The organism is Kitasatospora sp. NPDC048296 (genome assembly GCF_043201815.1).
GTDB lineage: Bacteria > Actinomycetota > Actinomycetes > Streptomycetales > Streptomycetaceae > Kitasatospora.
In genome coordinates this window covers 64,923-88,752 of record NZ_JBICZB010000010.1, presented here as the reverse complement: position 1 = coordinate 88,752, position 23,830 = coordinate 64,923, and the positions used below count along the sequence as shown (strand labels likewise).

Below are 23,830 nucleotides of genomic sequence, written 5' to 3'. Positions count from 1 at the left end.
GGCGGTGACCGCCATGACCGCGGTGACCGCGATCACCGCCTCGTGAGTGGCGCGCCGGACCGCGGCGCCGCCGGGGTGGTCGGGCGGATCGCGGAGCATGCGCGCCGGACGCCTGATGCGGTCGCCCTGCTCGACGCGCACGGCGCACTCACCTACGCCGAACTCGCCCAGCGGATCGCCACCACCGCGAGCGGGCTGCGCGCCGTGGGCATGTCCGCCGGTGACACGGTGCTGTTCGCGGTCCGCCCCGGCCGGGACGCCCTGGTACTCGGTCTGGCCGTCATGGCGGTCGGCGCCGCCGTGGTGGTGGCCGACCCGGGTGCGGGTGCCGAGCTCGACGCCGCGCGCGGGCGGCTCGTCGCCGAGCGTCTCGCCGCGCCGCGTTGGTTGGCTGCCGAGTCCTGGCTCTGCGCGCTCTCCGCCCGCAAGGCGGGACGCACGCTGCTGCGCCGCCTGGGTCTGAACCTGCCCGCGCTCTCCGACCCGACCCTGCGCTTGGTCCACACCGGCCCGCGGCTCCCGGGCGTGCCCGCGAACGCGCTCTCCGCCGCCACCCTGGCACGTACCGCGCCCGCGCCCGCGCCCGCGCCCGCGCCCACACCGGCACCGGCACCCGCGCCCGCGGGGGACCCGGACCGTCCGGCCCTGGTCGTGTTCACCTCCGGCACGACCGCTCGCCCTCGCGCGGTCGTGCACAGTCAGGCCACGCTGCTCGCCGGCGCCGACCTGCTCGGCGAAAGCCTGGGCCTGCCAGCCGCCCCCGGCCCTGTGGTCGTGCACTCCGAGCAGCTGATGATCGCCTTCGCCTTCCTCGCCGCCGGCGCCACCTGGTCGGCGGCGCCGCTCCCGGTGCGTCCGAAGCGGTTCCTGCGGGACCTGCGGCGTCGCCGGGCCACCCACACCTTCGGCACCCCGGCCGCCCTGGCCCGCCTGCTCGCCGCCGGCCAACTCCCGGACACCCTGGGCACGGTGCTGCTCGGCGCCGCTCCCGTGCCACCCCCGATCCTGCGCCGCCTGCGGACCGCGCTCCCCTCGGCCCGGATCGCGGTGATCTACGGCGCGACCGAGATGCTGCCGATCGCCGTGACCGAGGCCGAGGAGAAGCTCGACCACGCACCCCACGGCGACCTGGCCGGCCACCCCCTGCCCGGAGTCACGGCGCGCCTCAACGAAGCGGGTGAACTCCTGCTGCGTGGCGCCCACCTGGCGACCGGCTACCTCGGCGACGGGCCGATCGGCGAGCTCAACACCGGTGACCGGGCCCGGATCGATGCCGATGGCCGGATCGTGCTGCTCGGCCGGACCAAGGACATGCTGATCCGCGGCTCCTTCAACCTCTACCCGGGCCTGTACGAACCCGCGATAGCCGCCCTCCCGGGCATCGCCGAGGCCGTCATCGTGGGCGTCCCCGACCGGGTGACCGCCGACGAGGCGGTGGTGTTGGCCGTGCGCCCGGACGGCTCGGTGCCGGAACCGGAACTGCTCCGCTCCCTGTACCGCGAACTGCCCCGCACGATCGACCACGCGGCACTGCCGGACCGGATCCACTGCCTTGCGGCGATCCCCCGGCGGGGCCGGACCGAGAAACCCGACCGCGAACAACTCCGCGCGCTGGTCACGAAGGAGGCGTCGTGATCGTCGTCGTCACCGGGGCCAGCGGCTTCGTCGGCAGTGCCCTGTGCCGCACGGCGCGGGCCGCCGGGCACCAGGTGCTGGCGTTGGGGCGGCGCCGCACCGTCCCCGCCGACCTGATCGGTGGCGCCCCCTATCTCTCCTGGGACTTGGCGGACCCCGCGGTCCGGCCAGCCCTCCCGGCCCCGTTCACCCGCCCTGACGCGGTGATCCACTGCGCGGGCCTGGCGACTGACTGGGCCCGCCCCGAGGCGTTCCACCGCGGCAACGTGCTGACCACCAGGGGCGCGCTGGCCGCGTTCCCCGAGGCGGCGCGCTTCGTGCACCTGTCGACCGCGAGCGTCTACGACCCGCGCCGGCCGACCGTCATGGCCCGGGAGGACGAGGCCGACGCGGTCCGCCACACCGACGCCTACGGGCGCTCCAAGGCACTGGCGGAGGAGTGGGTGCGCCGGGTCCGGCCGGAGGCGGTGATCCTGCGGCCGCACGCCGTGTACGGTCCCGGGGACACCACACTGCTGCCGCGCGTCCTCCAGGCGGTGCGCCAAACGCCTTTCGGGCCAAGGCTGTTCGCGATCGGCGACGGCAGGCAGCGGCTGAGCCTGACCAGCGTGGCGAACCTGGTCGACGCCTGCCTGCTCGCCGCTGAGGGCCGTTCCTCCGGCACCTTCAACGTCACCGACCGGGAGCCGGTCGTGCTGGACGACGTGCTGCGCCAGGTCCTGACGGCCCACAACCTCCCGGCCGCACCGGTCTACCTCCCGCTGGCCCTCGCCCTCCCGCTGGCCCGCACCGCCGAACTCCTGACCCGGACCGCCCGATCCGCCCGTCGCCCCCGCCTGACCGTCTACGCCGTCCGCCACCTGGCCCACGAACGCACCCTCGATCTCACGGCTGCCCGAACCCACCTGGACTACCGGCCGGCGCCGACGGACCTGAGGCCTGCCCTGCACCGGAACTGACGCGGACTCCCCGCAGGTGGATCGGCACGATCAGCTCCTGGGAGTCACCCAAGGTCTGTTGATGTCTCTCCAGCCCACCTAGGGACGGGCGTTGATCGCGGGCTGCGCCGAGCGGTTCCCGGGCGCCTCGCTGGCACTGGACGGAGGTCGGGCGGGTGTCGGCCGGCGGCGGCGCGGTGCAGTCCTCGGGGCGGGGGACGGGTGCACCCGTCCCCCGCCCCGAGGACTGCCGACCGGACGCCGAGCCCGGCCCGTCTCACACCGGGACTCTGGTCCGGCCCGCGGCGGCGGCCCGGAGCGGGCGGCAGTCCTCCGGGGTGACGGCTGCGGCCGGTTCCTCCGGGCGGCGGTTCCAGGTGGTGGCCAGTTCGACCCGCGAGGAGACGTCGAGTTTGCGGAAGATCTTCTTCAGATGGAACGCCACGGTGTGCGGGGAGATGAAGAGTTGGCGGGCCACCCGCCCGTTGGTGAGGCCCTGGCTGACCAGTTCGGCGACCGTGTACTCGGTGTCGGTCAGCTGGTTCACCGTGCTGCGCACACGGCCGGCGCCGAGCGGGACCCGGCCGCCGTTGCCTTCCAGCTCGCGGAGCTTGCTGGCCACCCGGAGGGCGTCGCGCCGGGCCCCGACGGCGTTGTAGCCGTGCGCGGCCCGCTTGAGCAGGTCGGCCGCCCGGTCCTGCTCGGGGCGGCGGGTGATCCGCACCGCGCTCGCGTCCTCCAGGGCGGAGGCGCTCGCCCAGCCGTCCAGGTGCAGCGCCGAGGCCCGTTCCAAGGCGTCGGCGTTCTTCTCGTGCAGGCCCTTGGCGTGCGCGGAGGAGGCCTGGATCATTCGGAAGGTGCGGTTGTGGGCGCTCAGCCGATCGACCAGAGAGACGATGCGCAGGGCGATGCCCTCGTCGTCCAGCTGCTGCGAGGTGCGGACCAGCCAGGCGGCGGCGGCCGGTTGCGAGACCAGCAGTTCCCTGGTCATCGCCTCGTCCATGGTCAGGTCGCTGATCAGGCTGGCGACGCTGGCCGGACCGTCCCGCGCCTCCAGGGCCTGGGTGACCGCCCAGACGCACTGCCCGGGCATCAGCTTGGAGTGGCCCATCAGGGCGTTGTTCCGCAGGTCGTTGGCGTAGCGGATGCTGGTGGCGGTGTCCAGTCGGCGGGTGGCGCTGACCGTCATCACCAGGTTCCCGCTGGACACCGGCCGGCGGTCGCCGAGCTGGTGGGCCAGCAGCAGGCCGGCCTCGGCCGCGCTGGTCGCCGCGTCCAGGTCGCCGCGGGCCAGATCGGCCTCCGCACGGCAGATCAGGGCGTGGGGCTGCCCGTCAAGTTTGTCCGAGGCGTAGGCAAGTGATGTCGCGCCAGTTAACATCCTGGTGGCTGACGCCAGACCTCGGGTCCGGGTCAGCAGGGTCGCGTACCAGAGCTTCGCCCTCGGAGTGTCACTCCTCCGGGGGCCGGTGGCCTCCTTCGCCGCGGCGCTGGCGGCGAGGCTCATGCTCTTTCCCAACTGGCCGTCGAGCCAGGACTGAACGGATGCCGCGAGTATTCGATGTACTTCATTCGACGCCCCAAGAGAGGGGCCGGGGACGGTAGTTGTCTGAAGTGACACTCTAGACTCCGAATCGAAACCGGGTGATGCTTGGCGACGGCCGCAAGCGGGTGAATGCGGTCCGTCGCCCGGTTGTTCCCTGGTGTGGGTCGGGTGACATTCCGTCGTGCGGGCTGTTCAGAGGTCATTTCAGGTTGCGATTGGGACTTGAGTCTGTCAAGCAGCTCAAGGAGCGTGCGCGCGGGGCGAACAGTGTTCTGACGGAAAGTTAACTCGCTGGAAAACTTGGTGAGTTGGCGAGTTTTTCTGGAGAGCGGAATCCGGTCATCCGTACTGTTCTCGGCGCGCGCCCCGATTTTGCGCCCCGCTGCCGCCCGCCGTGCGTCCGGTTGGCCGGAGCATGATGGCCGGAAAGTAGGCCGAAAGTGTGCAGTGAGTGCCCGTTCGGACCCCCCGCCACCATGCGGTGCGGGCGATGCCCGAACGGGCACCGCCTGCCACCGGCCGGGCTACCAGGGTGAGGGATGCCCGCCGGCGGTCGAGCCTGCCTAGACTCGCTGAAGCCGACACCGTGCTTCCGCAGTCAGGTCGGCAGTCCTTTCACCCGGTAAAATCAGAGGTCTTCTGTGCCTTCTCTTCTCCACATCGACGCGAGCATCAGGACCGACGGCTCCACGTCGCGACAGCTGACGTCGTACTTCGCCACCCAGTGGCGGCAGAACCACCCCGGCGCCGACTACGTCTACCGCGACCTGTCCGCCGAGCCGATCCCGCACATCACCCATGCCGTCCGCGAGTACCTGCTCGACCCCAGCCGCGACCACGGACAGACGGCCGAGGAGAAGGCCCTGGCCGATGCCGTGACCGCCGAGGTGCGGGCCGCCGACACGATCCTGCTGGGCGTGCCGATGTACAACTACACGATCCCGTCCAGTGTCAAGGCGTGGATCGACCTCCTGGTCACCCCGGCCCACATGGTTCCGCCGGGCGCCGAGTCCGGTCCGCTCAGCGGTAAGTCGGTCATCGTGGTCACCGCCCGCGGCGGCTCCTACGCGCCCGGCACCCCGCGCGAGGGCTGGGACTACCAGGAGCCCTACCTGCGGGCCGTGTTGAGCTCCATCGGTCTCGCCGACGACCTGACCTTCGCGCACGCCGAGCTGACCCTGGCCGCGATCGTGCCGGCCATGGCAGCGCTCAAGCCGGTGGGTGAGAAGTCCCTGGCGACCGCTCAGGAGACGCTGACCCGGCTGTCCGCCTGAGTCAGCGCGGCACCCGCCGCACCCCATACGCGGGGCCAACGGCCCGCCGCCCCACCGGACCGCTCCGGCGGGGCGGCGCGGCCGCCCCGCGGCACGACCCCATGCTCCGGAAGCAGAACCGAGTCCGTGCCGCGGCCCTGCGCCGTCCGCTCGGGCACTGCGGCACGGGCACGGCCGACCCGATACGGATGGAACGGAGAACGGGCTTCATGACTGAAGCGATCTCGTACGAGGACGCCTGGGCCCGCACGGACAAGTTCGAACCACCCGCGCTCTTCGAGGAGTTGCGCAGGGAGCGTCCGCTGGCCCGGATGACCTACCCCGACGGGCACGTCGGCTGGATCGCCACCAGCCACGAACTGGTCCGGCAGGTGCTCGGCGACCCCCGGTTCAGCCACAACCTGGAGATCGGGCACTTCCCGGTCACCAAGTACGGCGGCCCGGTGCCGCAGTTCCCGGCCATGCCGGGCATGTTCATCCACATGGACCCGCCTGAGCAGACCCGCTTCCGCAAGCTGCTGACCAAGGAGTTCACCAGCCGCGGCGTGGCCCGGCTGGCGCCGGTGATCGAGGCCGCGGCCGCCGAGCAGATCGCCGAGCTGCGCTCCCGGGGCAGCTCCGCCGACCTGCTGGAGGAGTTCGCCAAGCCGTTCGTGCTCAGGGTGCTCGCCCCGCTGATCGGCCTGCCGTACAGCGAGCGGGACCGGTTCGCCGACGCCCCGGCCGTGATGAACGACCCGTTCGGCGACGCGCAGGCCTCGATGGCGGCGTTCCAGCAGGTCGGCGCGTTCATCCACGAGATCATCGCGGGCAAGAAGGCCGAACCGGGCGACGACATCATCAGCCGGCTGATCGCCAGCGGCGAGCTCACCGACGAGGAACTCGGCAACATCACGGCGCTGCTGCTGTTCGCGGGCTTCGAGACCACCGAGGGCGCGCTCGCCGTGGGCACCTTCGCGCTGCTGCACCACACCGAGCAGCTGGCCGCCCTGCGGGCCGACCCGTCGAAGATCGACGAGGCGGTGGAGGAGATCCTGCGCTACGTCACCGTCAACCAGTACGAGATCTTCCGCACCGCGCTGGAGGACCTCGAACTCGGCGGCGAGACGGTGAAGAAGGGCGAGACCGTCACGGTCTCGCTGCCCGCGGCCAACCGCGACCCCGCCAAGTTCGGCTGCCCCGCCGACCTGGACCTCGGCCGCGACACCGCCGGCCACGTCGCCTTCGGCTACGGCGTCCACCAGTGCCTGGGGCAGAACCTGGCCCGGCTGCAGCTGAAGATCGGCCTTCTCGCCCTGATCGAGGCCTTCCCGGGCCTGCGGCTGGCCGTTCCCGCGGACGAGGTTCCGCTGCGGACCAAGGGGTCCGTGTTCTCGGTCAAGAGTCTGCCCGTCTCCTGGTAACCCCTGACCTCCGGAAGGAGCTCGCGGCAAGGTGCGCCCCGACGTGATCGCCCCGCTCCCGGTCGTCCTGCGGGAGAACGCTGTCCGGTTCCCGGACAAGACGGCTTTCCAGGACGGCCGGAACGCGGTCAGCTACGCAGAACTCGAAGCCCGCACGCGGAGGCTGGCCGGCCACCTGACCGGTCTCGGTGTGCGGCGCGGCGACCGCGTCGCGCTCTGCCTCGGCAACTCGGTCGAGATGGTGGAGGCCTACCTGGCCGTGGTCCGGGCCGGTGGTGTCGGCGTGCCGGTCAACCCGCAGGCCGGCCCGGCCGAGACGGAGTACCTGCTGGCCGACAGTGGTGCGGTGTTCGCCTTCACCGACACGGGGCGTGCTGAAACGTTTCTGCAGTTACTCGGGCGGCCCTCGGACACCATTTCCGTGATCGCCACCGGCTCCGAGGGCACACCGGCCCCGGGTACCGCCCGCTACCAGGACCTCGCCACCACCGAGCCCGCCACCCAGGCTCCCGACGACCTCGGACTCGACGAGGTGGCCTGGATGTTCTACACCTCCGGCACCACCGGCCGGCCCAAGGGCGTGCTCTCCACCCAGCGCAACTGCCTCTGGTCCGTGGCCAACTGCTACATCCCCGTGCCCGGGCTCAGCGAGCACGACCGGGTGCTGTGGCCGCTGCCGCTCTTCCACAGCCTCTCGCACATCGCCTGCGTGCTCTCCGTCACCGTGTCCGGCGCCACCGCCCGGATCATGGACGGCAGCTCCGCCGACGACATCCTGACCGCGCTGCGCGAGGACCGCTCCACCTTCCTGGCCGGCGTCCCCACCACCTACCACCACCTGGTCAGCACCGCCCGGCGCACCGGCCTCGCCCTGCCCGACCTGCGGATCGGCCTGGTCGGCGGCGCCGTCACCGGACCCGAGCTGCGCCGCTCCTTCGAGAGCAGCTTCGGCGTGCCCCTGGTGGACGCCTACGGCAGCACCGAGACCTGCGGCGCGATCACCATCAACCCGCCCGACGGTCAGCACGTCGAGGGCTCCTGCGGCCTGCCCGTGCCCGGCGTCGACGTGCGGATCGTCGACCCCCGCACCGGCGAGGAGCAGCCCGCCGGGCAGGAGGGCGAGGTCTGGGTCAGCGGCCCCAACGTCATGCTCGGCTATCACAACAGCCCCGAGGCCACCGCCCAGGCGCTGCGGGACGGCTGGTTCCACACCGGCGACCTCGCCCGCCGCGACGAGGACGGCTACTTCACCATCTGCGGCCGCCTCAAGGACCTGGTCATCCGCGGCGGCGAGAACATCCACCCCGACGAGATCGAGTCCGTGCTGCGCGCCGCCGAGGGCGTGGCCGACGCCGGAGTCGCCGCCCGGCCGCACGCCACCCTCGGCGAGGTCCCGGTCGCCTGGGTGGTCCCCGGGCCCGAGGGCATCGACCTCGCCCGGCTGCTCGACCACTGCCGCGGCGCGCTCTCCGCGTACAAGCTGCCCGAGCGGATCCTGGAGACCGGCAGTATCCCCCGGACCCCCTCCGGGAAGATCATTCGCCGCCTGCTCGGCGAGCTGCCGGCCCGGCTGCGGTACGCGGCCGACGGCCACCACGACGGCCTCTACCGGCCGGAGTGGATCCCCGTACCGGAAGCGCCGGAGGCGTCGGACGTGGTCGCGGCAGCGGTGGCGGACGGCCTGCGGTGGGGCCTGGCCGGTCCGGCCGGGACCACCGACGCACTGGCCGCCGGCCTGCGCGCGGCGGGCATCGCCGAACTGCGGCACTACCCGGACCCTGCGGCCCTCCGGGCGGCCCTGGACGACGGTGCGGCCGCACCCGATCTGACCGTCCTCGTGGGCGCGGATGCGGCGGCCGAGTGGGCCGAGGCGGTCCGGCCGCACCCGACGGCGCGGCTGCTCGTCCTCACCAGGGGAGCGGTCGCCGCAGGCGAGCGGGACGCCGCCCTCGAGCCGGCCCAGCTCGCGCTCTGGAGCGCGGCCCGGGCCGCGCAGGCGAACGGCGAGAACCTGGCCCTGCTGGATCTCGACCCCCACGCGGCGGACGCCGCCCAAACCGCCGCTGTGCTGGCCGCCACCGCTGCCGGGCTGCCCCAGGTCGCGCTTCGTGACGGCGCGTTGCTGCACCTCCGGCTGGTCCGCGTGCCGGTCGTGGACCGGCCGGACCCGGCCGCACCCGGACTCGACGGCACCGTGCTGCTCACCGGCGCCGACACCGCCACCGGCACCGCCCTGGCCCGGCACCTGGTCGCCGCGCACGGCACCCGGCGCCTGGTCCTGGTGAGTGCGTCGGCCGACGAGCTGACAGTAGAGGGCGCGGAGACCACCCACCTGGTCGCCGACAGCACCGACCCCGGGAAGCTCCGGGCCGCGCTGGCCGGGCTGGGCCACTCCGTGACAGCCGTGGTGCACGCCGCCTCGGACCACGAACTCGCCCGCACGCTCGATGAACTGACCAACGATCAGCAACTCGCCTCGTTCGTCGTGGTGACCGACGCCGCCGCGACCCTCGGCGCCGTGCCCGAGGACCCCGCCGCAGCCGTCAACGCCGCCCTCACCGAGGCCGTCGCCCGCACCCGCCGGCAGCGCCGGCTGCCCGGTGCCCAGCTCGCGACCGCCGGACCCGAGCAGGCGGCCGCCGCCTTCGACCTGCTGGTCCGCACCGACGCCACGGCACTGCTCGCCGTCCGGCCGACCGCGACCGACCCGGGCGACCCGGAGCGGACCCCGCTCGACACACTGCTCGACGGGCTGGTCGAGCAGCCGGCCGCCGGGCCCGCCGCCGAGGCCGACGAGACAGTCACCGCCGCTCTGCGGGCCCGACTCGCGGGCCTGGACGAGCGCGCCCAACTGGCCCAGCTCGCGGCCCTGGTCTGCGAGCAGGCCGCCGCCGTGCTCACCCCCGCGAGCACCGAGCCGGTCCTGGGCGGGCGCGCCTTCCGCGACCTCGGCCTCGGCTCGCTCGCCGTGGTGCGGCTGCGCAACCGCCTGACTGGGCGCACCGGTCTGCGCCTGCCCACCACTGTGACCTTCGACCACCCGACCCCGGAGGCCCTCGCCGGCCACCTGCTGGCCCGTATCTTCGGCCTGGACACCGCAGTTGACGGTCCGTCGCGCCGACTCGCCGATCCGGACGAGCCGATCGCGATCGTCGGCATGGCGTGCCGGCTGCCGGGCGGGGTGGCGAGCCCGGAGGACCTGTGGCGGCTGGTCGCGGAGAGCCGGGACGCGGTCTCCGCCTTCCCGACCGACCGGGGCTGGGATCTGGAGGGCCTCTTCGACGAGGACCCGCAGAAGGCCGGCACCTCCTACGCCAACCGGGGCGGATTCCTGGACGGCGCAGGCGAGTTCGACGCCGCCTTCTTCGGTGTCTCGCCGCGCGAGGCGGTGGCGATGGACCCGCAGCAGCGGTTGCTCCTGGAGACCTCCTGGGAGGCCCTGGAGCGCGCGGGCATCGACCCCGGCACGCTGAAGGGCAGCGACGTCGGCGTCTTCTCCGGCCTGATGGGCCAGGGGTACGGGCCGACCGGCACGGCTCCCGCCGAACTCGAAGGCTTCGTCGCCACCGGCACCGCCTCCAGCGTGGCCTCCGGGCGGGTGTCGTACGTGTTCGGGTTCGAGGGCCCGGCGGTGACGGTCGACACCGCGTGCTCCTCCTCGCTGGTGGCCATGCACCTGGCGGCCCAGGCGCTGCGGCAGGGCGAGTGCTCGCTGGCGCTGGCCGGTGGCGCCACCGTGATGGCCACGCCGGGGACGTTCGTCGAGTTCTCGCGGCAGCGGGCGCTCGCGGCGGACGGCCGCTGCAAGTCCTACGCGGACGCTGCGGACGGCACGGGGTGGGCCGAGGGCGCGGGCGTGGTGGTGCTGGAGCGGTTTTCGGAGGCGCGCCGCAAGGGCCACAAGGTACTGGCGGTGGTGCGGGGTTCGGCGGTCAACCAGGACGGTGCGTCGAACGGGCTGACGGCGCCGAGCGGTCCGGCACAGCAGCGGGTGATCCGCCGGGCGCTCGCCAACGCGGGCCTCTCCACGGCCGATGTGGACGTGGTGGAGGGCCACGGCACCGGGACGGTGCTGGGCGACCCGATCGAGGCGCAGGCGCTGCTGGCCACCTACGGTCAGGAGCGGTCTGCCGAACGGCCGCTGTGGCTGGGCTCGTTGAAGTCGAACATCGGTCACACCCAGGCCGCGGCCGGTGTCGCGGGCGTCATCAAGATGGTGCAGGCGCTGCAGCGCGGCGTCATGCCGGCCACTCTGCACGTGGACGCACCCTCCTCGCAGGTGGACTGGACGGCCGGCGCAGTACGACTCCTGACGGAGAGTCAGGAGTGGTCGACCGTCGGTCGGCCGCGCCGGGCGGGTGTGTCGTCGTTCGGCGTGAGTGGCACGAACGCGCACGTGATCCTGGAGCAGGCGCCGGAGGTCGAGGCTCCCGAGGTGCCCGCCGTGGACGGTGTGGTGCCGCTGGTGGTGTCGGCGAAGAGCGCGGCGTCGCTCGCCGGGCAGGCGGAGCGGCTGGCCGCCTTCGTGGAGGCCGCGGACGAGGCTGCGTTGCCGCTGGCGGCAGGGGCGCTGATGGCCGGGCGTGCGGTGCTGGGTGAGCGTGCGGTGGTGGTGGCGGGCTCGCGGGACGAGGCGGTGGCCGGGCTCCGCGCGGTTGCTCGTGGCGAGGTCGTACCGGGTGCGGCCGCTGAGGGCCGGACCGTGCTGGTGTTCCCCGGTCAGGGGTCGCAGTGGGCCGGTATGGGGCGTGAACTGCTGGACTCCTCACCGGTGTTCGCGGAGCGCATCGCGGAGTGTGCGGCGGCGTTGGCGCCGTGGATCGACTGGTCGCTGATCGAGGTGCTGCGCGGCGATGCTCCGGCGGAGTTGCTGGAGCGGGTCGATGTGGTGCAGCCGGCGAGCTTCGCGGTGATGGTGGGCCTGGCGGCTGTGTGGGCGTCGGTGGGTGTGGTGCCGGATGCGGTGGTGGGTCACTCGCAGGGCGAGATCGCGGCGGCCCACGTGGCCGGGGCGCTCTCGCTGGAGGATGCCGCGCGGGTGGTTGCGGTGCGCAGCCAGGTGATTGCCCGTGGGCTGGCGGGTCGTGGCGGCATGGCCTCGGTCGCTTTGGCGGAGGATCAGCTGACCGAGCGCCTGGAGCGTTGGGGTGGCCGGGTCGAGATCGCGGCTGTGAACAGCCCGTCCTCGGTGGTGGTGGCCGGTGACGCCGAGGCATTGGACGAACTGGTCGAGGCCTGGGGCGCCGAGGGTGTCCGGGTGCGTCGGATCGCGGTGGACTATGCCTCGCACACCCGCCATGTCGAGGCGGTGGAGCAGGAGTTGGGTGAGGCGCTGGCGGGGGTTGCCGCTGCGGTGCCGCAGGTGCCGTTCTTCTCCACGCTGCTCGGCGAGTGGGTCCGGGACGCCGGTGTGCTGGACGGGGGCTACTGGTACCGCAACCTGCGCGGCCGGGTCGGATTCGGCGCTGCGATAGCGGAGCTGGCGGCCCAGGGCTTCGGGGTGTTCGTGGAGTCCAGTGCCCACCCGGTGCTGGTGCAGCCGGTCAGCGAGGTCGCGGACGGAATCGACGGAGCGTCGGTCGTCGTCTCCGGCTCGCTGCGCCGGGACGACGGCGGCCCGCGCCGGCTGCTCGCCTCGATGGCCGAGCTGTTCGTGCGCGGCGTCCCGGTCGACTGGTCGGCCGTCCTGCCGGTCGGCGCCACCGACGGGCACCTGGACCTGCCGACCTACGCCTTCGACCACCAGCACTACTGGCTGCAGACCGCGCCCGAGACGGATGCGGCCTCGCTGGGCCAGGCCGCGGCCGACCACCCGCTGATCGGCGCGCTGATCGGCCGGCCGGATCCCGGCGGTTTCCTGACCACCTCCCGCTGGTCCGTGCGCACGCACCCGTGGCTGGCCGAGTACGCCGTCGGCAGCGCCGTCATCGTGCCGAGCGCGGCGCTGGTCGAGCTGGCCGTCCGGCTCGGCGACGAGGTCGGCAGCCCGGTCCTGGAGGAGCTGACCGTCGACCGGCCCGTGGTGCTGCCGCTGCGCGGCAGCAGGGTCGTCCAGGCGTCCGTCGGCGAGCCCGACGGACACGGTCGGCGCTCGATCGAGGTGTACTCGCGGGCGGAGAACTCGGCGCTGGACGCCGAGTGGACCCGCCACGCGACCGGCACCCTGACTGTCGTGGCCGCCCCGAGCGGCGTGGCCGCCGCCGACCGGCCGGCCACCGAGGCCGAGGTCGCGCTGGACGAGGCGCTCGGCGACGCCGACCGCTACGGCCTGCACCCGGCGCTGCTGGACGCGGCGGTCCGCGCGGCCGTCCCCGAAGGCACGGCTGCCACCCGCTGGCAGGGCGTGACCCTACTGGCCGCCGGTGCCGCCGCCGTCCGGGTGCGCTCGGTGCGCACGGCGGACGACACCACCCGGCTTGAGCTGGCCGACGGCACCGGCGCGCCCGTGCTGACCGTGCACGCGGTGCTCGCCGAGCCGTTCTCGCCCGCCGGTGCGGGGCTCGCCGAGGAGGCCGGCCGGGACGGCCTGTTCCGCGTGGACTGGGTCGAACTTCCTACGGCCGAGCGCGAGTCGGAGCTGACCGTCGCCGAGGTCGCGGCCGCCGCCGAGCTGTCCGAGCTCGCTGCGGCCGGCGCGAGTCCGCCGGACCTGGTGCGGTACCGGGCCGAGCGGGCCCCCGGCGACCCGCGCGGGGCGGTCGCCGCCGCGCTCGCGGTGCTGCAGGCCTGGCTGGCCGAGCCCGAGTTGGCGTCCACCCGGCTGGTGGTCACGCTCTCCGGGGACCCCGAGGACCTCGCCGAGGCGGCCGTCGCGGGCCTGCTGCGCTCGGCCCAGTCGGAACACCCGGACCGGATCACGCTGGTCGAGTGCGACCAGGCCGACGACGAGGCGCTGCTGGTCGCGGTCGCCGCGGCGAGCGCTGCCGGTGAGCCGCGGGTGCGGGTGCGCGGCGGGGCGGTCTCCGTCCCGCGGCTGGTCCGCGCCGCCGTGCCGGACGGGCCGCGCGGGGAACTCGATCCCGAGGGAACGGTGCTGATCACCGGCGGCAGCGGGACGCTCGGCGCCCTGACGGCCCGTCACCTGGTTGACGCGTACGGCGCCCGCCACCTGCTGCTGGTCAGCCGGAAGGGCCCGGACGCCGAAGGCGCGACCGAGCTGCGCGAGGAACTGACCGCGCTGGGCGCCACCGTCACCGTCGCCGCGTGCGACGTGGCCGACCGGGACGCCGTCGCGGCGCTGCTCGCCACCGTGCCGACCACGCATCCGCTGACCGCCGTCGTGCACACTGCCGGCGTGCTCGACGACGGGGTGGTCACCGTGCTGAGCGCCGAGCGGGTCGACACCGTGCTGCGGCCGAAGCTGGATGCCGCGCTGCACCTGCACGAGCTGACCCGGGACGCGGACCTCGCCGCCTTCGTGCTGTTCTCCTCGGCCGCCGGCGTGCTCGGCAATCCCGGCCAGGGCAACTACGCGGCGGCCAACGCCGCGTTGGACGCGCTCGCCGTGCACCGCCGCCGGCTCGGCCTGCCGGGCGTCTCGCTCGCCTGGGGCTACTGGAGCGAGGTCAGCGGCATGACCCGGCATCTCGGTGCCGCCGACCTGCAGCGCACCCGACGCCTCGGCATGGTCGGGCTGACCGCCGCCGAGGGGACGGCGATCCTCGACACGGCCCTGCGTGCCGAGCACGCGGACGGCGAGAGCGCCGCCGCCCTGGTCGCCGCCCGGTTCGACCTGCCCGCCCTGCGCGCCGCCGCCCGCTCCGGGGCACCCGTGGCGCCCCTGCTGCGCGGCCTTGCCCCCGTGCCCCGGCGCACCGCCAACCCCGCGCAGGCCGCCCGGACCGGCGCCCTGCGCGAGCGCCTGGAGCAGCTGGGCAGCCGGCAGCGGACCGACGCGCTGGTGGAGCTGGTGCGGTCGAGCGCTGCCCAGGTGCTGGGCCACGCGACGGCCGAGGCGGTCCGGGCCGACCGCGCGTTCAAGGACGCCGGGTTCGACTCGCTGACCGCCGTCGAGCTGCGCAATCGGCTCGCCGCCGCGACCGGGCTCACCCTCTCCGCCACCCTGGTCTTCGACTACCCGAAGCCGGTGGCGCTCGCCGAGCACCTGCGCGAGCGGTTCTTCGGGGCGGCGGAGTCCGCGGGCCGCGCCGCGGACCAGGCTCCGCCGCGCCCGGCGGCCGGCGCCGACGACCCGATCGCGATCGTCTCGATGGCCTGCCGGTTCCCCGGCGGCGTGGCCGGCCCCGAGGACCTGTGGCGGCTGGTGGCCGACGGCGTCGATGCCGTCGGCGAGTTCCCCGCGGACCGGGGTTGGGACATCGACCGGCACTACGACGCCGACCCGGACAGCACCGGCAAGACCTATGTGCGGCACGGCGGTTTCCTCGCCGACGCGACCGGGTTCGACGCCGCGTTCTTCGGGATCTCGCCGCGCGAGGCGCTCGCCATGGACCCGCAGCAGCGGCTGCTCCTGGAGACCTCCTGGGAGGCCCTGGAGCGCGCCGCGATCGACCCGAGCGGGCTCGGCGGCCAGGACGTCGGCGTTTTCGTCGGCGTCAACAGCCAGGACTACACGGTGCGCACGCACCACGCCTCCGGCGTCGAGGGCTTCCGGCTGACCGGCAACTCCGGCAGCGTGCTCTCCGGCCGGATCGCCTACCAGTTCGGCTTCGAGGGCCCGGCCATCACGATCGACACGGCCTGCTCCTCCTCGCTGGTCGCGCTGCACCTGGCGACCCGGGCGCTGCGGCAAGGCGAGTGCTCGATGGCTCTGGTCGGCGGCGTGATGGTGATGGGCAACCTGGAGACCTTCGTCGAGTTCTCCCGGCAGCGCGGCCTCTCCCAGGACGGCCGCTGCAAGGCCTTCGCGGACGCGGCGGACGGCACCGGCTGGTCCGAGGGCGTCGGCGTGCTGCTGGTTGAGCGGCTCTCGGACGCCCGCCGCAACGGCCACCAGGTGCTCGCGGTGGTCAGCGGCTCGGCCGTCAACCAGGACGGCGCGTCCAACGGGCTCACCGCGCCGAACGGGCTCTCCCAGCAGCGGGTGATCCGCCGGGCGCTCGCCGACGCCGGCCTGTCCGCCGCGGAGGTGGACGCGGTGGAGGCGCACGGCACGGGCACCGTGCTGGGCGACCCGATCGAGGCGCAGGCGCTGCTGGCGACCTACGGCCGGGACCGCGACCCCGAGCACCCGCTCTGGCTCGGCTCGGTGAAGTCCAACATCGGCCACACCCAGGCGGCCGCCGGTGTCGCCGGGATCATCAAGATGGTCATGGCGATCAGGCACGGCGTGCTGCCCCGGACGCTGCACGTGGACCGGCCGTCCAGCCAGGTGGACTGGTCGGCGGGCGCGGTGGAACTCCTCACCGAGGCCCGGGAGTGGCCGGAGAGCGGGCACCCACGCCGCGCCGGGATCTCCTCCTTCGGCATCGGCGGCACCAACGCCCACGTGGTGATCCAGCAGGCGCCGGCGGTGGATTCCGCGCAGGTTGACGGGCCGTCTACCCACTCCTCACCGATTGACGAGCCGTCAGCTCCGCTTGCGCTTCCGCAGGACCCGGCCGTTTTCCCGGTCCCGTTGTCGGCCCGGACCGCGACCGCCCTGCGCGGGCAGGCCGAGCGGCTCGCCCGGTTCCTCGAAGCCCGCCCCGAACTCCCGCTGGCCGACACCGCCCACGCCCTGGCCACCGGCCGGGCCCGGCTCGACCACCGGGCCGTGGTGCTCGCCGCCGACCGGCAGCAACTCGCCGACGGGCTGCGCGACCTCGCCACCGGCACGCCCACCGCAGCCGCCGTGACCGGCACGCCCCAGGAGGGCAAGCTGGCCTTCCTCTTCACCGGCCAGGGCAGCCAGTGGGCCGGCATGGGCCGGGAACTCGCCGACCGCCACCCGGTGTTCCGGGAGGCCTTCGCCGCCGCCTGCGCGGCCGTCGAACTCCACCTGGCCGAAGCCCGGTTGGACGGCGAGCCGGTGCGGCCGCTGCGCGAGGTGGTGTTCGCCGAGCCGGGGAGCGACGAGGCCGCGCTGCTCGACCGCACCCTCTACACCCAGGCCGGCCTGTTCGCCCTGGAGACCGCGCTGTTCGAGCTGCTCGGCTCCTGGGGCGTGCGCCCCGACCTGGTCGCCGGGCACTCGGTCGGCGAGATCGCGGCCGCCCACGCGGCCGGCCTGCTGGACCTCGCGGAGGCGGGCCGACTGGTCGCCCACCGCGCCCGGTTGATGCAGGCCCTGCCTGAGGGCGGCGCGATGGTGGCGGTCCAGGCGAGCGAGGCCGAGGTCACGCCGCTGTTGGCCGCGGCCGAGGGCGAGCTGGCGATCGCCGCTGTCAACAGCCCCGACTCCGTGGTGCTCTCCGGTACCGAGGCGGCCGTGCTGACCGCCGCCGCCCAGCTGGCCGAACTCGGTCGCAAAACCAAGCGGTTGGCTGTCAGTCACGCCTTCCACTCGCCGCTGATGGCGCCCATGCTCGACGGGTTCCGCACTGCCCTCGCGGGCCTGCGGCCCCGGCCGGCCGGCATCCCCGTGGTGTCCACCCTGACCGGCGGACCCGCCGAGCAGGGCCGGTTCGGCACCCCCGAGTACTGGGCCGACCAGGTGCGCGGAACCGTGCGGTTCGCCGACGCGGTCACCGCGCTGCGCGAACAGGGCGTCGGCGCCTTCCTGGAGATCGGGCCCGGCGGCGCGCTGACCGCGCTGGCCCTCGGCACGCTCGGCCCCGACCACCGCGGCTGCGTCGCCACCCTGCGCCAGGACGGCTCCGAGTCGGCCGCCGTGCTCACCGCACTCGCCGAACTGCACGTGCGCGGTGCCGCGCAGATCGACTGGACCGCCGTGCTCGGCGCCCCGGCCGAGGCCGTCGGCACCGAACTGCCCACCTACGCCTTCCAGCACCAGCGCTTCTGGGTCGACGTCGAGCCCTCGGCCGTGGACGCGGAGGCGCTCGGCGCCCGCAGCACCGGCCACCCGCTGCTCGGCACGGCCGTCGAACTGCCCGGCGGGCACGACGGCACGCAGGTGGTGCTCACCGGGCGGATCGACCGGGGTGCGCTGGAGAAGCTCGGCGGCCTGATCGACCCCGCCACCGGGACCGCCTCCGCCGCCCTGCTGCTCGACCTGCTGGTGCACGCCGGCACCGAGGCGGGCAGCGGCGCCGTCGAGCAGATCGCCGTCGACGCGCCGCTCACCGTGCCCGAGCACGGCCACCTGCAGCTCCGGGTCCGGGTCGAGACCCCGGGTGCCGACGGGCTGCGCCGGGTCGCCGTGCACAGCAGGGCGCACCGGGCGGACGAGGCCGCGCCGGACGGCGGCTGGACCCGGCACGCCGGGGCCCTGCTCCGTCCCGGCCTGCCCCACCCCGCCTTCGACCTGCGGGACCGCCCGGACACCGCGGCGGCCGGCGACGGCCTGCTGGAGCACGACGGCCGGCTCTTCGCCGACCTCGCGCTGCCCGCCGAACTCGGCGACAGCGCCGAGGCGTTCGCGCTCCACCCGGTGCTGGTCGACCGCGTGCTGCGGCTGCTCGCCGCCCGCACCGGCGAATCCGCCGCCGGGTTCGAGCTGACCGCCTGCGCCGACCTCGCCGTCTACGCCGAGGGCGCCGTCGCACTGCGGATGCGGGTCACGCCCGTCGAAGGCGGCCGCCACTTCGTGGAGCTCGCCGACCAGACCGGCGAACCGGTCGCCGCGCTGGGACCGCTGACGCTCAGTCAGCTCGCCACGGCCGGCCCGGCGGAGGCCGCCGCCCCCGTCGAGCCCGCCCGCGCCGATGCTGCCGACACCGCCGCCGGGCCGCTGGTCCGGCGCGCGGTCGGCCGCCCGACCGTTGGGAGCAACCCGCTGGCCGACCGGCTCGCCGCCCTCGGCGAGACCGAACAGCTGCTCCTGCTCATGGAGTTGGTGCAGGAGAGCGCCGCCGTGGTGCTCGGCCACACCGACACCGGGGCGCTGGCCGAGAGCCAGTCCTTCCGGGACCTCGGCTTCGACTCGCTGAGCGCCGTCCGGCTGCGCAACCGGCTGCACGACTTCACCGGCATGAGCCTGCCCAGCAGCCTGGTGTTCGACTACCCGACCCCGGCCGCCCTGGTCGGCCATCTGCGCACCGAACTCCTCGGCGACGAGGCAGCCATGGGTGACCCGTCGCCGCAACGCAAGGCCGACCCGGACGAGCCGATCGCCATCATCGCCATGAGCACCCGGCTGCCCGGCGGTGTGAGCACCCCCGAAGAGCTGTGGAACCTGGTGGCCGAGCAGCGCGACGCGCTCTCCGGCTTCCCCCAGGACCGGGACTGGGACGTGGACAAGCTCTACCACCCGGACCCGGCCCACCCCGGCACCACCTACACCCGGGTCGGCGGATTCCTGCACGATGCGGCGCAGTTCGACGCCGGGTTCTTCGGGATCTCGCCGCGCGAGGCGCTCGCCATGGACCCGCAGCAGCGGCTGCTGCTGGAGACCTCCTGGGAGGCGCTGGAGCGCGCGGGCCTCAATCCGCTCGCCACCCGAGGCCAGGACATCGGCGTCTTCACCGGCATCGTGCACCACGACTACGTCACCCGGCTGCGGCAGGTGCCGGACGACGTCCAGGGCTACGTGATGACCGGTACCTCGTCCAGCGTGGCCTCGGGCCGGGTGTCGTACGTGTTCGGGTTCGAGGGCCCGGCGGTGACCGTGGACACGGCCTGCTCCTCCTCGCTGGTGGCCATGCACCTCGCGGCCCAGGCGCTGCGGCGCGGCGAGTGCTCGCTGGCGCTGGCCGGCGGCGCGACCGTGATGGCCAGCCCCGACGCCTTCGTGGAGTTCGCCCGCCAGCGCGGCCTCTCCGCCGACGGCCGGTGCAAGGCCTACTCCTCGACCGCCGACGGCACGGGCTGGGCCGAGGGCGTGGGCGTGGTGCTGCTGGAGCGGCTCTCCGAGGCCCAGCGCAACGGGCGCCGGATCCTCGCCGTGCTGCGCGGCAGCGCCGTCAACCAGGACGGCGCCTCCAACGGCCTGACCGCGCCCAACGGGCCCTCGCAGCAGCGGGTGATCCGCCGCGCGCTGGCCGACGCCGGACTCACCCCGGCTGACGTGGACGTGGTGGAGGGCCACGGCACCGGCACCTCACTGGGCGACCCCATCGAGGTGCAGGCGCTGCTGGCGACCTACGGTCAGCAGCGGCCCGCCGAGCGGCCGCTGTGGCTGGGCTCGTTGAAGTCGAACATCGGTCACACCCAGGCCGCGGCCGGTGTCGCGGGCGTCATCAAGATGGTGCAGGCGATGCGGCACGGCGTCATGCCGGCCACCCTGCACGTCGACACCCCGACCCCGCAGGTGGACTGGACGGCCGGCGCCGTCGAGCTGCTGACCGAGGCGCGGGAGTGGCCGGCCGACGGGCGGCCGCGCCGGGCCGCCGTCTCCTCCTTCGGTGCGAGCGGGACGAACGCGCACGTGATCCTGGAGCAGGCGCCGGAGGTCGAGGCTCCCGAGGTGCCCGCCGTGGACGGTGTGGTGCCGCTGGTGGTGTCGGCGAAGAGCGCGGGTTCGCTGGTCGCGCAGGCCGAGCGGCTGGCCGCCTTCGCGGAGGCGGACCGGGCCCCGCTGCCGCTGGTGGCGGCCGCGCTGGTGGCCGGACGTGCGGTGCTGGGTGAGCGTGCGGTGGTGGTGGCGGGCTCGCGGGACGAGGCGGTGGCGGGGCTCCGCGCGGTGGCCAGGGGCGACTCCCACCCGGCCGTGGCGGCCGGAGGGCAGTCGGGTTCGGCCGCAGCGGGGCGTACGGTGCTGGTGTTCCCGGGGCAGGGGTCGCAGTGGGTCGGGATGGGTCGTGAACTGCTGGACTCCTCGCCGGTGTTCGCGGAGCGGATCGCGGAGTGTGCGGCGGCGTTGGCGCCGTGGGTCGACTGGTCGCTGATCGAGGTGCTGCGTGGCGAGGCCCCGGCGGAGTTGCTGGAGCGGGTGGACGTCGTGCAGCCGGCGAGCTTCGCGGTGATGGTGGGCCTGGCGGCTGTGTGGCAGTCGGTGGGTGTGGTGCCGGATGCGGTGGTGGGTCACTCGCAGGGCGAGATCGCGGCGGCCTGCGTGGCCGGGGCGCTGTCCCTGGCGGACGCTGCGCGGGTGGTTGCGGTACGGAGTCAGGTGATTGCCCGTGGGCTGGCGGGTCGTGGCGGCATGGCCTCGGTCGCTTTGGCGGAGGATCAGCTGACCGAGCGGCTGGAGCGTTGGGGTGGCCGGGTCGAGATCGCGGCCGTGAACAGCCCGTCCTCGGTGGTGGTGGCCGGTGACGCCGAGGCGCTGGACGAACTGGTCGAGGCCTGGAGCGCCGAGGGTGTCCGGGTGCGCCGGATCGCGGTGGACTATGCCTCGCACACCCGCCATGTCGAGCTGGTGGAGCAGGAGTTGGGCGAGGCGCTGGCGGGGGTTGCCGCTGCGGCGCCGCAGGTGCCGTTCTTCTCCACCCTGCTCGGCGAGTGGGTCCGGGACGCCGGTGTGCTGGACGGCGGCTACTGGTACCGCAACCTGCGCGGCCGGGTCGGATTCGGCGCTGCCATAGCGGAGCTGGCGGCCCAGGGCTTCGGGGTGTTCGTGGAGTCCAGTGCCCACCCGGTGCTGGTGCAGCCGGTCAGCGAGGTCGCGGACGGAATCGACGGAACGTCGGTCGTCGTCTCCGGTTCACTGCGCCGCGAGGACGGTGGACTGCGCCGGCTGCTTGCCTCGATCGCCGAGCTGTTCGTGCGCGGCGTCCCGGTCGACTGGTCGGCCGTACTGCCGACCGCCGGCCATGTCGACCTGCCCACCTACGCCTTCGAGCGCCGGCACTACTGGCTCCAGGAGGCCGAGGGCACCGAGGACGGCAGCGCGGCCGCCGAGGGAGCGGACGCCGACTTCTGGACCGCGGTCGAGCAGGCCGACGCCGACTCGCTCGCCGGGCTCCTCGCGCCCGACTCGGCAGGCCTGCGGGAGGCGCTGCGCACGGTGGTGCCCGTCCTCGCGGACTGGCGCGGCAAGCAGCGGCAGCGCTCCAGCGCCGAACGGCTGCGCTACGGCGTGACCTGGCGGCCGCTGGAGCGCGAGGCGGCCGGAGTGCCCGCGGGCCGCTGGCTCGCCGTCCTCCCGGCCGGCGCCTCGGCCGAGGCCGCCGGCTCCCCGGCGGGCCAGCTGCTCGCGGCGCTCACCGCGCAGGGCCTGGACGTGGTGCCGCTGGAGTCGGCGCCCGCCGAGCCGACCCGCGCGGGACTGGCCGAACGGCTGGCCGAGGCCCGGTCCGAGCACGCCCCGACCGGGGTGCTATCGCTGCTGGCCGTCACCGAGCAGGCGGCCGACGCGGCCGCCGCCCCCGCACTCACCGCGCAGACCCTCGCCCTGGTCCAGGCCCTCGGCGACGCCGCGGTGGACGGACCCCTCTGGTGCCTGACCCGGGGCGCCGTCAACACCGGCGTCCAGGACAGCGTCACGGCGCCCGGCGCCGCCGCAGTCTGGGGCCTGGGCCGGGCGGCCGCGCTCGAACACCCGGACCGCTGGGGCGGCCTGGTCGACCTGCCGGCCGCGACCGCCGACGCCCGGACCGCCCAGTACCTGGTGGGCGTGCTGAACGGCGCCAACGACGACGACCAGCTCGCCGTCCGCCGCTCCGGCGTCTACAGCCGCCGGCTCACCCGCAAGCCCGCACCCGAACCGAGCACCAGCGGCTGGCAGCCCAGCGGCACCGTGCTGGTCACCGGCGGCGCGGAGGCGCTCGGCCGGCACGCCTCGCTCTGGCTGGCCCGGTCCGGCGCCCAGCACCTGATCGTCACCACCACCGCGCCCGCACCCGCCGACGCCGTGGACACCCTGCGTGCCACGCTCGCGGCCGACGGGCTGGCCACCACCGTCGACTGGTGCGCGGACGGCGACCGGGCCGAACTGGCCCGGCTGATCGACCGGGCCCCGGCGGACCAGCCGGTCACGGCCGTCGTGCACGCCGCCGACACCAGCTGGACCAGCAGCGTCGCCGACACCGGCCTCGCCGACCTCGCCGAGGTGTTCGCCGCGAAGGTGGAGACCGCCGCCTGGCTCGACGAGCGGTTCGCCGACCCGGACGGCCCGCTCGACGCGTTCGTCGTCTTCTCCTCCATCGCCGGTATCTGGGGCGGTGGCGGGCAGGGCGTTTCGGGTTCGGCCAACGCCGTGCTCGACGCCCTGGTGGAGCGCCGGCGCGGCCGTGGCCTGGCCGCCACCTCGATCGCCTGGGGTGCGCTGGACGAGGTCGGCACCGGCATGGACCAGGAGACCCTCACCCAGCTGCGCCGCCGCGGCGTGCTGCCGATGGCCGCGCAGCTCGCCACGGCCGCCCTCGAACAGGCCGTCGAGGCCCGGGAGAAGGCCGTCACGGTGGTGGACATGGACTGGGCGGCGTTCGTTCCGGCGTTCACCTCGGCGCGGGTCAGCCCGCTGCTCGCCGACCTGCCGGAGGCCGCGGCCGCGCTGCGTGCCGCCCAGCCCGACACCGAGGACACCGGCACCGCCGCCTCGCTGTCGGACTCGCTGCGGGACGTCCCGGAGGCCGAGCAGAACCGCATCCTGCTCCGGCTGGTGTGCGGGCAGGCGGCGACCGTCCTGGGCCACAGCAGCGGGGAGAGCATCGGGGCGCAGCAGGCCTTCCAGGAGGTCGGTTTCGACTCGCTCGCCGCCATCAACCTGCGCAACAGCCTGCACGTGGCCACCGGCCTGAGGCTGCCCGCCACGCTGATCTTCGACTACCCGACACCCGGCGCCCTGGTCGGCTACCTCCGCTCGGAGCTGCTGACCGAGCCGGCCGGCGAACTCCCGGACGGCCGGGAGGAGGACCTGCGGCGGGCACTCGCGCAGGTCCCGCTCGCCCGGTTCCGGGAGGCAGGGGTACTGGACACCCTGCTCGCGCTCGCCGCACCCGAGGACGGCCCCGACTCCGGGGCGGCCGCCGACCCGGCACAGCCGCAGGCCGGGGACGACCTCGACCTGATCGACGCGATGGACATCGCAGGCCTGGTGCAGCGCGCCCTCGGCACCACCGAGTGACCCACGCACCACCGACCGACCCGCAC

6 protein-coding genes are annotated in these 23,830 nt (G+C 74.5%); 5 read left to right on the top strand and 1 reads right to left on the bottom strand.

What is annotated here, in order from left to right; translation table 11 throughout:
• The first annotated feature begins 42 nt into the window (after positions 1-42).
• Together ACGF12_RS09250 and ACGF12_RS09245 are read left to right on the top strand one after the other, a co-directional pair.
• A complete protein-coding gene (locus ACGF12_RS09250) occupies positions 43-1,635 on the top strand; it encodes a class I adenylate-forming enzyme family protein (protein WP_393027513.1) in 1,593 nt (530 codons plus the stop codon).
• Positions 1,632-2,594, top strand: coding sequence for an NAD-dependent epimerase/dehydratase family protein (locus tag ACGF12_RS09245; RefSeq protein ID WP_393027511.1), 963 nt, complete (start codon positions 1,632-1,634; stop codon positions 2,592-2,594). The genes ACGF12_RS09250 and ACGF12_RS09245 overlap by 4 nt, the downstream gene beginning before the upstream one ends.
• Before the next feature lie 256 nt (positions 2,595-2,850).
• On the opposite strand, the gene ACGF12_RS09240 is transcribed toward ACGF12_RS09245, so the two are convergent.
• A complete protein-coding gene (locus ACGF12_RS09240; RefSeq protein ID WP_393027509.1) occupies positions 2,851-4,080 on the bottom strand; it encodes a response regulator transcription factor in 1,230 nt (409 codons plus the stop codon).
• A gap of 680 nt (positions 4,081-4,760) precedes the next feature.
• Here ACGF12_RS09240 and ACGF12_RS09235 point away from each other — a divergent pair.
• The 3 genes from ACGF12_RS09235 to ACGF12_RS09225 all read left to right on the top strand — a co-directional run bounded on the left by ACGF12_RS09235 (position 4,761) and on the right by ACGF12_RS09225 (position 23,804).
• The gene (locus ACGF12_RS09235; RefSeq protein WP_393027507.1) at positions 4,761-5,393 is read left to right on the top strand and encodes an FMN-dependent NADH-azoreductase; all 633 of its coding nucleotides are present in this window, start codon (positions 4,761-4,763) and stop codon (positions 5,391-5,393) included.
• 209 nt (positions 5,394-5,602) lie between these two features.
• Positions 5,603-6,796, top strand: a complete 1,194-nt coding sequence (locus ACGF12_RS09230) for a cytochrome P450 (protein WP_393027505.1) — start codon at positions 5,603-5,605, stop codon at positions 6,794-6,796.
• Between the two features lie 31 nt (positions 6,797-6,827).
• Positions 6,828-23,804, top strand: coding sequence for a type I polyketide synthase (locus ACGF12_RS09225; RefSeq protein WP_393027503.1), 16,977 nt, complete (start codon positions 6,828-6,830; stop codon positions 23,802-23,804).
• The last annotated feature ends 26 nt before the right edge of the window (positions 23,805-23,830 follow it).

Bases quoted from the DNA above. Each gene is read 5' to 3' on its own strand.
- ACGF12_RS09240 (WP_393027509.1), bottom strand. From the start codon at position 4,080: ATGAGCCTCGCCGCCAGCGCCGCGGCGAAGGAGGCCACCGGCCCCCGG.
- ACGF12_RS09230 (WP_393027505.1), top strand. From the start codon at position 5,603: ATGACTGAAGCGATCTCGTACGAGGACGCCTGGGCCCGCACGGACAAG.